The following is a 14,198-nucleotide window of genomic DNA, read 5'->3' on the forward strand; positions in this document are numbered from 1 at the left end:
TGTCTGCTGGGTATGTCGTGGTTTTGTTGTCGCTTACGCGGGGAAGCGATGCTGGATGACGCGGAAGCGGTTCGCGACGAAGGCGCTGTCCGAATAGCTCGCGTTGGCCGACGGATTGGCGCCGGTGCCGTGGTAGTCCGAGTACGCCGCCGACTGGTTCACATAGACCGCGCCCGTCAGATTCAGCGACAGCGCGACGCCCGCGCGCTGCGTCGCCGCGACGACCTGCTGCACGAATTCCGGCTTGCTGCTGTATGCGCCCACGGTCAGCGCGCCATGTTCGGTCGTGATGCGCTCCGACAGCGCAAGCGCCGCCGCGGCGTCGGCGGTGCGCACGACGAAGGCGATCGGGCCGAAGCGCTCTTCCATGTAGGCGGCCTCGTCGGCCGCGTCGCACTTCAGCAGCACGGGCGTGCGGACCGTCGCTTCGGGGAATTCGGGGTGCGCGACCGGCTTCGACGCGAGCACCACTTCGCCCCAGCTCGCCGCCTCGTCGAGGCGGCCGAGCGTGTCGAACGACTGGATGCAGCCGAGCACCGCCGCAGCGACGGCCGGATCAGCGAGCAGCTTGTCGATCGACCGGCCGAGGTCCGCCGCGACGTCGTCGAAGCTCTTGTGGCCCTGGTCGGTGTCGATACCGCCGGCCGGCACGAGGATCGCCTGCGTCGTCGTGCACATCTGGCCCGAATACAGCGACAGCGTGAAGGCGAGGTTGCGCAGCATGCCCTTGTAGTCGTCGGTCGATTCGATGACGACGTTGTTGACGCCGGCGAGCTCGGCATACACCTGCGCCTGGCGGCAGTTCTCGATCAGCCAGTTGCCGAAGCTGTTGCTGCCGGTGAAGTCGATCGACTTCACTGCCTTGTGCGTCGCGAGGAAGCGCGTCAGTTCGCGCGAGTCATCGACGGCGAGCAGCACCGCGTTGGGATCCGCGCCGGCCTCGGCGAGCACTTCCCGCAGCACGCGCACGGTGATCGCCGCGGGCAGGATCGCGTTGCGGTGCGGCTTGACGATCACCGGGTTGCCGGTCGCGAGCGCGGCGAAAAGGCCCGGATAGGTGTTCCACGTCGGGAACGTGCCGCAGCCGATGACGAGTGCGACGCCGCGGCCGACGATCTCGTAGCGCTTCTTCATCACCAGCGCCGGGTTCTTGCCCTGCGGCTTTTCCCAGTGCGCCTCGGCGGGAATCGCCGACATCTCGCGCCAGGCGTAGGCGACGGCTTCGAGCGCGCGGTCCTGCGCATGCGCGGCGCCCGCCTGGAAGGCCATCATCCAGCCTTGGCCGGTCGTGAACATCACGGCGTGGGCGATCTCGACGCTGCGCCGGTTGAGGCGCACGAGCGCTTCGAGCAGCGCGCCGGTGCGTCCCTGCGGGCCGAGCGCCTGCAGCGAGTCGCGCGCGGCCTGCGACGCTTCGATCAGCGCCTCGCCGCTGCAGCGCGGATAGCGGATGTTCATCGGCACGCCGTAGGGCGAGCGCTCGCTGCCCGCGGTGCCGGTGCAGCCGGGCTGGTCGAGTTCGAAATCGGTGCCGCAATAGGCGTCGAACGCTGCGCGGCCGTCGGCCATCGCGGTCTCGCCATACACTTTCGGGCTCGGCATTTCGGAGAACGGGCTCCAGTAGCCGCGATCGGCGACGGCCTGGACGGCGCGGTCGAGCATCGCCTGATGGCGCGCAAACATCGGGTGGGTCATTTCGATTCTCTCTCTCGGGTTCATTGACTGGACAACCAAAGACCGTTCGGGCTGAGCTTGTCGAAGCCCCGCCGAGCCTCGCCCTTCGACAGGCTCAGGGCGAACGGTGGTGAAGTGGATCGCCGGTTTGATTCGTGGCCGGCGCGGCCTCTTCCGGACCGCTGCCGGTGATGCACGTGTAAGGGCTCAGGTTTCCTGATCGAAATCCAGGACCAGCTTGTCCGTGACCGGATAGCTCTGGCACGACAGGCGGAAGCCGCGCGCGATCTCGTAGTCCTCGAGCGCGAAGTTGGTGTCGTGGTCGACCTCGCCGTCGATTAGTTTGCAGCGACAGGTCGAACAGACGCCCCCCTTGCACGAGTAAGGCATCTCGATGCCCTGCGCGAGGCCCGCGTCGAGCACCGAGTCGCGGTTCTTCGGCATCGTGAATTGACGCACGCGGCCGTCCTGGATCACGGTGACTTCGCAGTCCTCCGTCCCCTTGACCGGATGCGAATGCGCCGGGCGCGGACCCTTCGGCAGGCTGGTCGCGAAGAGCTCCATCTTGATTGCCGACTTCTCCACGCCGTGCGCCTGCAGCGACGCCGACACGGCTTCCATCATGTCCATCGGACCGCAGATGAAGGCCATGTCGATGCGCTTTGGGTCGATCCAGCGCTCGAGCAGCGCGTCGCAGCGCTCGCGGTCGATGCGGCCGTTGAAGAGGTCGATGTCCTGCTGCTCGCGCGACAGCATGTGCACGAGGTTGAGGCGCTCGCCGTACTGGTCCTTCAGGTCCGCCAGCTCTTCGCGGAACATCACGCTCGACGACGAGCGGTTGCCGTACACCAGCGTGAAGCGGCTGCCCGGCTCGGCGGCGAGGATCGTCGTGATCAGCGACAGGATCGGCGTGATGCCGCTGCCTGCGGCGAACGCGACGTAGCTGCGGCGATGCTGCGGATCCGGCGCGACGCCGAAATGGCCCGACGGCGGCATCACTTCGACGCTCACGCCGGCCTTCAGGAAGTCGTTCGCCCAGTTCGAGAACAGGCCGCCATGCACGCGCTTGATCGCGATGCGCAGCGCGCGCTCGTCGGCGCCGGAACAGATCGAGTACGACCGGCGCACGTCCTCGCCGCCGATGTCGGTGCGCAGCGTCAGGTGCTGGCCGGGGGCGTAGTGGAACGCCTCGGCGAGCGAGGGCGGCACGTCGAAGGTGACGACGATCGCGTCGCGGGTCTCGGGGCGCACGCTGGCGACCCGCATATCATGGAACTTGCTCATCTCTTGCTCCTTTGGTGTGCCTTTCTCAGTGGCACTTGAAGTAGTCGAACGGCTCGAGGCAGTCGAGGCAGCGATGGAGCGCCTTGCACGGGGTCGAACCATGACGGCTGATCGGCGCGGTGTTCGCGGAGCCGCAGTGCGGACACGCGAGGGGCGCGTCTTCGACCGGGCGGCGGCGCAGCCCGGTGATGTTGATCACCTGGCGTCCGTCGGCGCGGCGAGCCGGCGGCGCGATTCCGTATTCGCTCAACTTCCGGCGCCCCTCGCTGCTCAGCCAGTCCGTGGTCCAGGCGGGGGCGATACGGCTTTGCAGCCGCACACGTTCCACGCCCCGCTCGCGAAGCGCCTCCTCGATGGAGCGGCCGATCACTTCCGTCGCCGGACATCCCGAATAGGTCGGCGTGATCACCACCTCGCACACTGCTCCGGCCGGCTCGTCGTGCCAGTTCACCTCCCTCACGATCCCCAGATCGACGATGGAAATGGCCGGGATTTCGGGATCGGGCACATCGGCGAGCAAGCCCCACACCCTCTCGCTGCGTTCGCGCACGTCGACCATCGCTGCCTCACTTACCACGTTGTCACCAGCTCGCGCCGGGATAGGCGCGCTGCAGGAACTGCATCTCCGCGAGCAGCAGGCCCAGGTGCTCCCCGTGCCGGCCCTGCTTGCCGCCCTTCTGCATCCATTCGCTTTCCGGCAGCTCGAGCGTCGCCTCGGCAAAGACTTCGCGCACGATCGCGAGCCACGCGTCCTTCAGCGTCGAGGGATCGCACGCCAGCCCCTGCGCGCCAAGCAGCTCCTCGGTCTCGTCGGCGTTGAACATCTCGCCCGTGAACATCCACAGCTCATCCACCGCTTCCTGCATGCGGCGGCGGCTCTCGGCGCTGCCGTCGCCCAGGCGGACCACCAGGTCGCTGCTGCGGCGCAGGTGGTAGGCGACTTCCTTGATCGCCTTCGACGCGATGTCCGCGATGCGGTCATCGGCCGAGCGGGTCAGCGCTTCGAGCACGAGCTGATGCCACACGTCGAAGAAGAACTGGCGCACCAGCGTGTGGGCGTAATCGCCGTTCGGCTGCTCGACCAGCAGCAGGTTGGTGAACTCGTGCGAGTCGCGGCGGAAGGCCAGCATGTCCTCGTCGCGGCGGCGCCCTTCGACCTCGCCGGCATAGGACAACCACATTCGCGCCTGGCCGATCAGGTCGAGCGCGATGTTGGTCAGCGCCATGTCCTCCTCGAAGGCGGGGCCCTTGCCGCACCACTCGGAAAGGCGCTGCGACAGCACCAGCGCGTTGTCGCCGAGGCGCATCAGATAAACGGACTTGTCATCGAGCAGCATGTCTGTCTCCGGATCCCGTCATCACATGTGCTTCACTTCTTCCGGCACCGGGAAGAAGGTCGGGTGGCGGTAGATCTTGTTGTTCGCCGGCTCGAACAAGGCTTCCTTGTCCGCGGGGCTGCTCGCGGTCACTTCGGACGCGGGCACCACCCAGATCGACAGCCCTTCGTTGCGGCGCGTGTAGACGTCGCGGGCGTTGTTGATCGCCATCTCGGCATCCGGCGCGTGCAGGCTGCCGACGTGCTTGTGGGCAAGGCCGTGCTGGCTGCGGATGAACACTTCCCAAAGGGCCCATTCCTTCATTTCTCTTCTCCTCTCGATGTCGTTATTCGCCCGGCAACGCAAAGCCGTTCGGGCTGAGCCCTTCGACTGGCTCAGGACAAGCCTGTCGAAGCCCTGCCCTTCGACAAGCTCAGGGCGAACGGGGTATGCGGCTGCGGCGTTGATGTCAGGCGGCCTTCGCGGTCGCGACTTGTCTTTCCGATTTCTTTTCGGCGTGGGCGAGCAGCGCGTCGCGGAACCACGCGCCGTCGTCCCAGGCCTTCACGCGGGTGCGCAGGCGGTCGCGGTTGCATGGACCGTTGCCGGCGACGACTTGGCGGAATTCCTCCCAGTCGATCTCGCCGAAGTCATAGTGGCCGGTGTCCTCGTTCCACTTCAGTTCGGGATCGGGCACCGTCAGGCCCAGGTATTCGGCCTGCGGCACAGTCTGGTCGACGAACTTCTGGCGCAGCTCGTCGTTCGACAGGATCTTGATCTTCCACTGCATCGACTGCGCGCTATGCACCGAGTCGCTGTCCGGGGGCCCGAACATCATCAGCGCCGGCCACCACCAGCGGTTCAGCGCGTCCTGCGCCATCTGCTTCTGCTCCGGCGTGCCGCGCGCCATCGTCATCACGAGGTCGTAGCCCTGGCGCTGGTGGAAGGATTCCTCCTTGCACACGCGCACCATCGCCCGCGAATACGGGCCGTAGGAGCAGCGGCACAGCGGGATCTGGTTCATGATCGCCGCGCCGTCGACGAGCCAGCCGACGGTGCCGATGTCGGCCCAGTTGGTCGTCGGGTAATTGAAGATGCTGGAATATTTCACCTTGCCCGACAGCAGGTCGGCGTAGACCTGGTCGCGCGTCACGCCGAGCGTCTCGGCCGCGCTGTAGAGGTACAGCCCGTGGCCGGCCTCGTCCTGGATCTTCGCCAGCAGGATCGCCTTGCGCTTCAGGGTCGGCGCGCGCGTCACCCAGTTGCCTTCGGGCAGCTGGCCGACGATCTCGGAGTGCGCGTGCTGCGAGATCTGGCGGATCAGCGTGCGGCGGTAGCCCTCGGGCATCCAGTCCTTCGCCTCGATCTTGATGCCGGCGTCGATCTTTTCCTGGAACGCGCGCTCCTCGGCCGACATCTCGTCGAGCCCCTGCACCCGCTTCACCCCTGTATCCACCATCTGGGCGTACATGTTGTTCCTCCTCTCTTCGGATTCGTGCATCCGTCATCAGACGTGATACGTTTCTTTGCGCGTCGTCAATCATTAGTGATTCATGACAAGCGCGCGTTGGATCGAATCCTAGGGGAGCGGACCGGGTCGGACTGTCGGCGTGTTCTCGACCTCTTGTAGGAATTTTCTGATTGCGGACACCGGGGAGACGGTAGATCTCCAAGCCCTTATGCTGCAGGAAGAATGAGGCAATCCGGAAAGCCTTGCGATACATGGCATTCCGACATATCGATCAATTCCGGATCATGTCACAAGATTATTGTCGGCCCGCGGCGCGGGCGACCGGGGAAGACGAGGCGGCGGGTTAAATCAATCCAGCAGCCCGTTGCGCATCGCGTACTGCACCAGCTCGGCGTTGCTCGCGAGGCCGAGCTTCTCGAGGATGCGGTTGCGGTAGGTGCTCACCGTCTTGACCGACAGGCACATCTGCACGCCGACGTCGGTCAGCGACATGCCGCGCACGATCTTCATCATTACCTGCATCTCGCGTGCCGTGAGCTTCTCGTGCGGCGCGCCTTCGCGCGTTCGATCCATCTGCATCAGCAGATTCGCGGCACTGCGCGGCGACACGTAGCGCCCTCCGCCGACGACGTGCCGGATCGCGGCCATCAGCTCCTGCGGCTCCACGTCCTTGGACAGGTAGGCGTTCGCGCGGGCGCGCAATGCGAGCACGGCGTACTGCTCCTCCGGGTACATCGACAGCATGATGACCGGCAGGTCCGGGCGCTCGGCACGGATCGACTCGAGGGTGTCTAGACCGCTGCGTCCGGCCATGTTGATGTCCATGAGCACGACGTCGAACTTGCCCGCGCGGATCTTCGCCAGCGCACTCGCGCCGTCGCTCGCCTCGTCCGCGACGTGCAGGTCCGCTTCGTCCGAGAGCATGCGCCTCAGGCCGGAACGGAAGATCGTATGGTCATCGACGATCAGCAGTTCGATCATTGCTTCGTCGCCCCATATAACCCGGCACTGCGAGCAGCACGACCGTTCCCCCGCCGGCGCGTGCATGAACGTACAAGGAGCCGCCGATGCTGCGTGCGCGTTCGGCCATGCTCAACATCCCGATCGACCCTTCCCGCATCGAAGGCCGATCGATGCCCTTCCCGTCGTCGCGAACCTGCATCTCGAAACGGCCATCGCGGTTGCGCACCCGCACCTCGACCGTTTCCGCCTGCGCGTGCCGCCCGATATTCGTCAAGGCCTCCTGGAACACGCGGAAGCATTGCGTGGCCGTCTCGGCGGACAGCTCGGGGTCGTCCCCCTCCAGCGTGAAGCCGACGAGGATCTCGTTGCGCCGGCCGAAGGCGTCGAGCTCGCTGCGGATCGCGGCGACAAGCCCGAGCGTATCCAGCATGCGCGGCCGCAACTCATCCGAAATCTGCCGGGCGGTGTCGATCGTGTCCTGGATCAGCGGGAGGAGTTCTTCCGTGATCTCGCGAATCTCCGCCAAGGCAGGATCGGTGGTGCGCCGCTGGATGCGGAAGACGTCGAGCTTGATGGAGCTGAGCATGCCACCGAGGACATCGTGCACTTCGCGCGCCAGCTGTCCACGCAACTCCTCGCGCGAGCTGTTGAGGTAAGAGGCCAGCTCTCTGAGCCGCCGTCGCGACCGGTGCAGATCCAGGTCTCGCCGGACGCGGTCGCTGACGTCGATCACGACTCCCGCCAGGGCTGGCTGCCCCCGATAGTCGACCCGTGAACCGTGCACGTCGATATGCACCACATGACCATCCCGGTGCCGACACCGCGTGAAATAGCGAATCGACGGCACACCCCCATAAACGCGAAGCCGGTAGTTCTCCATCGCTTCCCCGACGAAATCCGGGAGAACGAAGTCCCGGATCGACGTCCCGACGAACTCCTTCTGCGTGTAGCCGAACATTTCGGCGAAGGTCGAGTTCACATACTGGAACCGCTCGTCGAAAACCAGATACACGCCCGCCAGCGACTGCTCGATGATCCCCTGGAAGGGAATGTCGTGGAATTCGATTTCCGGGCGTTCGGGTTGCGGACCGGCAGGGTCGGCGGGACATGCGGGTGGGGCCATGAGCTATCGAAACATTCCTGCCGATCGACGTCAATGGATGCGTTTCGAATCCGAACGACGTCCAAAGCCTGAACCGCGCCCGCGCTGTGCGGGATCTTCACCTGCGGGCTGCGCGGGAGGCAACCGGTTCTTACCCGAGTTCGCCACCGAACGCATCGCCCGCCGCTCGCGTAATGCGGCGTGTCTGCGCTTTCTGCCAACGTTCCCGCAATCATTCATAAAAAAAAGCGCATCGCATTGTCATCAGCCGGCGAGCCGGGCCAGTTCCTCGTTGATCTTCGTCAGCGCCCCTCGCGCAGGATGCCGATCTGGTCCGCGGCCCCAAACGCCTCACGCTGGTCGTGGGTGACGACGATGGCGACGATGTCGTTTGCCTTCAGGATCTCGCGCACCTCCCGCGCGAGCCGCTCGCGCATCTCGCCATCGAGATTCCGGGAAGCACGGCCGGCGCGGATAGTCATCGGCGGGCGGCGAAAACAGGGCCCGGTTAGTCGCGCGGACGCTCCGATCCTTACATAACTCTCTAAAAATAAAGAGGAAACCCGATTTCGCGGCGCCGGCCTGAAGGTTCACGGAGTAACCGACAAGGAGAACGCGTGATAACAACTCATGCCTATGAACGCTACCTGGTGCATCAGCCCACCGACTGGCGCGCCGCGGCGTGGGCCGGCTTGATCGCCGGCGTCGTGTTCCTGATCGTGGAGATGGCGATGGTCGCGCTGTTCGAAGGCCAAAGTCCGTGGGGCCCGCCGCACATGATCGCCGCGATGGCGATGGGGCCCGAGGTGCTGCCGCCGCCGGGCGCGCCGGCCGAGTTCGACTTCGGCATCGTCATGGCCGCGATGCTGATCCACTTCCCGCTCGCGCTGGCCTACGGCCTCGCGATCGGGTGGATCGTGCATCAGCTGCGGCCTGGCCTCGCGTCGATTGCAGGTCTCGTGATCGGCTTCGCGATCTACCTGATCAACTTCTATCCGATCGCCGCGGCGGCGTTTCCGTGGTTCGCGATGGCGCGCGGATGGGTCAGCGCGGTCGCCCACATGATCTTCGGTCTGGCGGCAGCGGTGGCGTACCTCGCGCTGCGCAGGCCCCATTGACGACCAGAGCGGGCCCGGCCACGACGCCGCAAGGTCGTGGGCCGGCGCTAACCGCGCGAGAGAGTGACTGTTTCCCAGGCTCACGGGGCTGCTCGTCGACATGCAGGCCCACGAATCGCGTGCGCTCGCGTCGCTTCCGTAGCCGATCGGACTTCGCTGACGGCGGGAGTTGGAGTGATGAAACGTTGGATCCTTTTCGCGGGCGGCCTGGTGGCCGCGAGCGGTATCGCCTTGGGTGCATTCGTCTGGAATGCCGGCGGCTGGGACAATTTCAAGCTGCGCCACTTCCATCTCACGCAGCTCTTGAGCGATCAGACGCGGGAACTGGCGGACATCCGGGCCCGCAACGTGGCCCCCGAGCAGGCAAGCCGCATCGACCTCGGCGAGCTGATCAGCGGGGGGCCGCCCAAGGATGGCATCCCGAGTATCGACTCGCCCCGTTTCACGTCCGCTGCCGAGACGCCCTTTGCGGACGACGAAGCGGTGCTCGGCGTCGAGGTGAACGGCGACGTGCGCGCCTATCCGTACGGGATCCTCAACTGGCATGAGGTCGTCAACGACACGGTGGGCGGCGTACCGGTGACGATCACCTATTGCCCGCTGTGCGATACCGGGCTCGTGTTTCAGCGCGGCGGCACGACCTTCGGCGTTTCCGGCAAGCTCTACCAGAGCTGCCTGGTGATGTACGACCGCGCCGACGACACGCTCTACGTCCAGCCTTGGGGGATCGGCGCCGTGGGACCGGCGGTGAATCGAATCCTGGAGCGGCTGCCGGTGGTGAAAACGACCCTCGGCGCCTGGAAGGCGCGCCACCCCGACACCCGAGTGCTGTCCACTGAGACCGGCCACCGCCGCGACTACTTCAAGTACCCCTACGGCAGCTACTACACCGACCGAAATCTCGTCTTTCCGGTCCGCGGCGACGAGCAGCTCGCGCTGCATCCGAAGGCCATCATCAGTTATGCGTTTCGCCCCGCCGAGGCGACGCCCCACAACGCCTTCGCGGGCTGTCACTGACCGGCACAATAGAGCCACCGATGATCGGCATATAGGAGCCAGCTGGAAGGGGCTCTGACGAACGTCTGCGGGGGTTCAAGATTGGCTGTTTTTTGGGGTTCCGACAAGGGCTGTTTTGGCCTTGTTCGGACCCTGCCGCGGGGTGCGGTAAGAGGCTCCGTCGAGCGTCAGGCAGTAGGCGTTGTGACGCAGGCGATCGACGGTGGCGGAAGCAAGTAGGCGGTTACCCGGGAAGGCCTGGTCCCACTCGGTGAAGTCGAGGTTGCTGGTGACGACGGTGGCGGTCTGCTCGTAGCGTTCGGCGATCAGGTCATGCAGGTCTTCGTCGGCGGGCGAACGCAGCGGTTTCAGCCCGAAGTCATCGATGATGAGGACCGGCACGCGCGCCAGTTGCTGGAGCTTCCGTTCATAGGCTCCGGTAGCCCGCGCCGCGTTGAGGCTCGCGAGCAACTGCGAGCAGGACGCGAAGACGACGTCGTGACCCTGGCGCACCGCGCAGTGCCCGAGCGCCTGCGCGAGATGGCTCTTGCCGGTGCCGCAGGGGCCGACGATGAGCACCGGGGCACGTTCATCGATGTAGCGCCCGGTCGCGAGATCATGCACCAGCGCGCGGTTGGTCGAGGGCAGCCGGTCGAACTCGAAGCCTTCGAGCGTCTTGGTAGCGCGAAACGCGGCGCGACGCAGCCGCGTGGCGAACTTCTTCTGCTCGCGCCGCGCGACCTCGTCCTGGATCAGCAGCGCGAGAAATTCCGTATAGGCGAGCTTCGCGTCGATCGCCTGGCGATTGCGCGCGTCGAGCGAATCGAGGATGCCGGAGAGGCGCAGTTGTTTGAGTTGCGGTGCCAGTTCGGGGGCGGGATTCATGGTGGGACTCCTTGGGTAAAGGGGGCGCGCGGTGCACCCGGTCAGTGAAACGACGTCGGATCGTCGGCGAAGAGCGCCGCGGTCGCGCGGGCGAAACGGGCGCGGCCGGCGTAGGGTTCGGTACTCACGGGGGTGAGCGGCTGCAAGTCGTGGCCGCCGGCGAGGATGGTCTTGACGGTGCGGTAATGCGGGCTGTCGTGGGCGAGTGCACGCTCGCAGGCCGCCTCCAGGCGCGCAGCGCCGTAGCGGCTCTTCAGCTGCAGCACGCCCTGCGCGGCACGCAGCCGCTCACTGATGCGGTCGCTCAAGAGGCGCCCGATGAGCTGGGCGCACGCGGTTCCGATCTCCGCGGCCTGTTGCAGACACCAACTGCGGTCGTGCGCGAAGAAACGTTGCGCCGAGGGCGGCAGATGATCGATGACGGTGCGCCGCTCGCCGGGACGACGGGCGCGGGCATGCGTGGCAACGGGTTTGAAGTCCTGATAGACCGTGACCACGCTGTCGGTCGCGCGCAACCACAAACTCTTGCCGACCAAGGTGAATGGCACGGAGTACAGCACGCGCTCGAAGCTGACGTGGCAGTCGCGATGCACCGACACCTGATGCCAAGTGCCCAGATCCGGCGGTACTGCGGGCAACGGCCGCAGCACACTGCGCTCGACGGCGAAGCTGTCCAGCGGTTTGATGCGTGTCGTGCCGTGAATGCGCAGCCCGGCTTCCTTCAACACCCAGTCACGCGCCTGCGCGTTCAGATCGGCCAGATCGCGGAAGCTGCGCGTGGGCAGGAAGTTGCCTTTGACGTATTTGACGCCCGCCTCGACGATGCCCTTCTTCTGCGGCTCCTGGGGCGGACAGGCGTCGATGCGAAAGCCGTAGCCTTCGGCGCATTCGGCGTAAGCACGTTGCACTTGGGGGTCGTGCGCGCACGCCTTGGTGATGGCGCACTTGGCGTTGTCGATGATGAGGCGCGCAGGCACCGCGCCGAACCACTCGAAGCCACGTCGGTGGCAACCGAGCCAGGTGCGCACGCTCTGGTCCCACACGAATTCGACATACTGGTGCCGCGAGAAACACAGCGTCATCACGAAGGCCCATGTGCGGCGCAGCTCACCGGAGGCGGGATCGACGAGCTGCGGGCCGGCGCCGAAATCGACCTGCGCTGCCTCGCCAGGCGCGAACGACAGCCGCACGGTCGCCTCGGGCGGGCGCTCGCGCTCGATCGTGGCGACAAGCCGGCGCACGCTGGAATAGTGCCCGGTGAAGCCGTGCTCACGTTTAAGGGTGGCGTGGATCACCACGCCGGAGACCCCCTGTGCGAGCCACTGCTCGACCAGCGGCCGGAACGCGGCGATCGATGATTGCGCCGTCACCGGCAGCCGCGGACTGCCGATCGCCGCGGCGATCTCGGCATCTTCCGGAACCGGGTGCTCCGGATCGAGCCAGCCGCGGGCTGCGGCCAATTCGCGGAAACGGGCGGCCTTGGCCCGTCCCATCAGCTTCGCGCGCGCAATCTCGCGCTCGGAGTCGCCCTGGCGCATGCGCATCAGGGCCTGGCGGTACTCGTACATCTCGATGCTCCTGCGGGCCACCGGCTCCCTCCTGCCAAACCAAAACCCGGCAGGGTAGCGATGGACCGCTCAAGGTCGAGACGTCCGTCAGAACTTTGCTGGCTCCATTACGCCGATCCGGCGCTGGCGCCTATGTGCCGATCACGCCCTGGCCTCAATGTGCCGATCACGCGCTGGCTCCATTGTGCCGATCATCAACTGGCTCCTATGTGCCGGTCGGTGACACGGGCGATGCCGTCCGGTTCGTGCACGAGGACGTGCGCCGCCGCGGGCGCGTCGAAGATCGCTTGGGCGACACGCCCGTGACTGCCGTATGGGACACCGAGCTGGAGACGGTGGTCGTGCGCGACGCCGCGGGCAGAGAGGTCCCGAGCTCCCCGGCGTTCGCCTTCGTCTGGCCGGCGTTTTTCGGCAAACGCTGACGTGCACAGAATTTGATCGGCTCGGGCCCGAGCTCGCGTCGTTCGCCGGCCTCGCTCCTCTCGGGCTCGAGCCCGCCGAGTTTGAAGAGGCGATAGGTCGCCGAGTAAAAGCCGATGCCTTCGGCACGCTCGGCGAGCGCCGCGTCGGTGATCACGATCGGGCGGTCCGCACGCGACGAGCGGTGGAACGGGCAGCTCCAACTCGCGAATGCCGGCGGCGCCTTTCGTTGTAAGGAATCACCGGCGCGCTCCGACCAAGCAGCGGGGCAATTCGACCCGCCCCGTGGCGACGGCCTCGTGTTCCGTAAGGGGGGTCGAGCTGCTTCGCGCCGCCTGCCGTCCCGACCCCGCCCGCGCGGGACTGGAAATCTCGTTCGTCGTCGGCATCGTGCCGAGCCTCGTCGATCGGGGCGCTATGGTCGTCGCCGTGGAGCCGATCGACTGGCTGCGCGGGTTGCGGAATTTCCTCGAGCCCTGTCTCGTGTCGGGCTACAGTGCGGCACGCGGCACTGCCAGAGCATGCGGGAGGAATGAACAATGACCGATGGGGCGCATGACGCCGGCGCGATTCTATGGGACGACCCGTCGATCCTGGCGATCCGCCGCGACATGCTGCGCTTTGCGCAGCTGCAGCTGCGCGATGCCGGCGCCGCCGAAGACATAGTGCAGGAGGCGCTGATCGCGGCGATGAGCGGCGCGCAGAGCTTCGCCGGGCGGGCGGCCTTCAAGACCTGGATGTTCGCGATCCTGCGCAACAAGATCGTCGACCACATTCGCCGCGCGTCGCGCGAGATCTGCGGCTCGGATCTCATCAATGCCGTCGACGGCGATCTCGGGGATTTCGACGCGCTCTTCGACGCGCGCGGGTTCTGGAATGCGGAGGACCGGCCGGAAACGTGGCGTGATCCGGAAGCGTCGCTGTCGCAACAGGAGTTCTGGGCAGTGTTCGAGGCCTGCCTGAACGGCCTGCCCGAGCAGATCGCCCGCGTCTACACGATGCGGGAGTTCCTGGAGCTCGAAACTGCCGAGATCTGCCGCGAGCTCGGCATCTCGCGCAACAACTGCTGGGTGATCCTGCACCGCCGCGCACGCCTCGGTCTGCGCGAGTGCCTCGAAAATCGCTGGTTCACGAGGGGGGCCATCTGATGATGAACTGCAGGCACGCGACGCGCCTGATGTCCGAGGCGCACGAGCGCGAGCTCACGCTGCGCGAACGGCTCGCGCTGAAATTCCACCGCATGATGTGCATCGGCTGCACGAACTACGGCAAGCACCTGGGTTTCCTGCGCAAGACCGCACGACGTCTGAGCGAAGGGCGCGCCGGCGACGAATCCTGAGCCGCACGTCGGCCATCCGAGGCGGGCGATCGGATTCCTGCTCGACGGGTCATCTATGTGAG

The 14,198-nt window shown here is 66.1% G+C and carries 15 protein-coding genes and 1 pseudogene; 4 read left to right on the forward strand and 12 right to left on the reverse strand.

Annotated elements, in window-relative coordinates; genetic code table 11:
- Nucleotides 1-33: 33 nt before the first annotated feature.
- The 9 genes and pseudogenes from paaN to PA01_19065 form a co-directional block, all read right to left on the reverse strand.
- Nucleotides 34-1,695, reverse strand: a complete 1,662-nt coding sequence (gene paaN / locus PA01_14990; GenBank protein KON79779.1) for a phenylacetic acid degradation protein PaaN — start codon at nucleotides 1,693-1,695, stop codon at nucleotides 34-36.
- A gap of 186 nt (nucleotides 1,696-1,881) precedes the next feature.
- Complete coding sequence (gene paaK, locus PA01_14995; GenBank protein ID KON79780.1) at nucleotides 1,882-2,958, reverse strand: phenylacetate-CoA oxygenase/reductase subunit PaaK; 1,077 nt, start codon at nucleotides 2,956-2,958, stop codon at nucleotides 1,882-1,884.
- A gap of 25 nt (nucleotides 2,959-2,983) precedes the next feature.
- Nucleotides 2,984-3,517, reverse strand: a complete 534-nt coding sequence (paaJ, locus tag PA01_15000; protein ID KON79781.1) for a phenylacetate-CoA oxygenase subunit PaaJ — start codon at nucleotides 3,515-3,517, stop codon at nucleotides 2,984-2,986.
- A gap of 22 nt (nucleotides 3,518-3,539) precedes the next feature.
- On the reverse strand, nucleotides 3,540-4,295 hold the full coding sequence (gene paaC / locus PA01_15005) for a phenylacetate-CoA oxygenase subunit PaaC (protein KON79782.1): 756 nt from the start codon (nucleotides 4,293-4,295) through the stop codon (nucleotides 3,540-3,542).
- A gap of 21 nt (nucleotides 4,296-4,316) precedes the next feature.
- Nucleotides 4,317-4,598: a 1,2-phenylacetyl-CoA epoxidase subunit B gene (gene paaB, locus PA01_15010; protein KON79783.1), complete on the reverse strand. Its 282-nt coding sequence runs from the start codon at nucleotides 4,596-4,598 to the stop codon at nucleotides 4,317-4,319.
- Between the two features lie 145 nt (nucleotides 4,599-4,743).
- Nucleotides 4,744-5,745 carry a 1,2-phenylacetyl-CoA epoxidase subunit A gene (gene paaA / locus PA01_15015; protein ID KON79784.1) on the reverse strand — a complete coding sequence of 334 codons (1,002 nt, stop codon included), beginning with the start codon at nucleotides 5,743-5,745 and terminating at the stop codon, nucleotides 4,744-4,746.
- Nucleotides 5,746-6,093: 348 nt separating this feature from the next.
- Nucleotides 6,094-6,726 carry a response regulator transcription factor gene (locus tag PA01_15020; GenBank protein KON79785.1) on the reverse strand — a complete coding sequence of 211 codons (633 nt, stop codon included), beginning with the start codon at nucleotides 6,724-6,726 and terminating at the stop codon, nucleotides 6,094-6,096.
- Entirely contained in the window at nucleotides 6,701-7,831 is a 1,131-nt protein-coding gene (locus tag PA01_15025; protein KON80375.2) for a PAS domain-containing sensor histidine kinase, read from the reverse strand. The genes PA01_15020 and PA01_15025 overlap by 26 nt, the downstream gene beginning before the upstream one ends.
- Before the next feature lie 284 nt (nucleotides 7,832-8,115).
- Nucleotides 8,116-8,262: pseudogene (locus PA01_19065) on the reverse strand (ABC transporter ATP-binding protein).
- Between the two features lie 165 nt (nucleotides 8,263-8,427).
- Between PA01_19065 and PA01_15030 the strand changes: the two are divergent.
- Together PA01_15030 and PA01_15035 are read left to right on the forward strand one after the other, a co-directional pair.
- On the forward strand, nucleotides 8,428-8,928 hold the full coding sequence (locus PA01_15030; protein KON80376.2) for a hypothetical protein: 501 nt from the start codon (nucleotides 8,428-8,430) through the stop codon (nucleotides 8,926-8,928).
- A gap of 177 nt (nucleotides 8,929-9,105) precedes the next feature.
- Entirely contained in the window at nucleotides 9,106-9,945 is an 840-nt protein-coding gene (locus tag PA01_15035) for a DUF3179 domain-containing protein (protein KAI5912337.1), read from the forward strand.
- A 75-nt stretch (nucleotides 9,946-10,020) separates the two neighbouring features.
- Here the strand turns inward: PA01_15035 and istB are convergent, their stop codons facing one another.
- From istB to PA01_15050, 3 genes are all read right to left on the reverse strand, one after another.
- The gene (istB, locus tag PA01_15040; protein ID KON79786.1) at nucleotides 10,021-10,809 is read right to left on the reverse strand and encodes an IS21-like element helper ATPase IstB; all 789 of its coding nucleotides are present in this window, start codon (nucleotides 10,807-10,809) and stop codon (nucleotides 10,021-10,023) included.
- A gap of 41 nt (nucleotides 10,810-10,850) precedes the next feature.
- The gene (istA, locus tag PA01_15045; GenBank protein KON79787.1) at nucleotides 10,851-12,377 is read right to left on the reverse strand and encodes an IS21 family transposase; all 1,527 of its coding nucleotides are present in this window, start codon (nucleotides 12,375-12,377) and stop codon (nucleotides 10,851-10,853) included.
- Nucleotides 12,378-12,582: 205 nt separating this feature from the next.
- Nucleotides 12,583-12,954 (reverse strand): hypothetical protein, encoded by a 372-nt coding sequence (locus tag PA01_15050; GenBank protein ID KON79788.1) that lies wholly within the window; start codon nucleotides 12,952-12,954, stop codon nucleotides 12,583-12,585.
- Between the two features lie 382 nt (nucleotides 12,955-13,336).
- Between PA01_15050 and PA01_15060 the strand changes: the two genes are divergently transcribed.
- Nucleotides 13,337-13,945 carry a sigma-70 family RNA polymerase sigma factor gene (locus PA01_15060; protein ID KON79789.1) on the forward strand — a complete coding sequence of 203 codons (609 nt, stop codon included), beginning with the start codon at nucleotides 13,337-13,339 and terminating at the stop codon, nucleotides 13,943-13,945.
- The gene (locus PA01_15065) at nucleotides 13,945-14,136 is read left to right on the forward strand and encodes a zf-HC2 domain-containing protein (GenBank protein ID KON79790.1); all 192 of its coding nucleotides are present in this window, start codon (nucleotides 13,945-13,947) and stop codon (nucleotides 14,134-14,136) included. The genes PA01_15060 and PA01_15065 overlap by 1 nt, the downstream gene beginning before the upstream one ends.
- Nucleotides 14,137-14,198: the final 62 nt, after the last annotated feature.

The sequence above is a fragment of the Azoarcus sp. PA01 genome (assembly GCA_001274695.2).
In the GTDB taxonomy this organism is placed as follows: domain Bacteria; phylum Pseudomonadota; class Gammaproteobacteria; order Burkholderiales; family Rhodocyclaceae; genus Aromatoleum.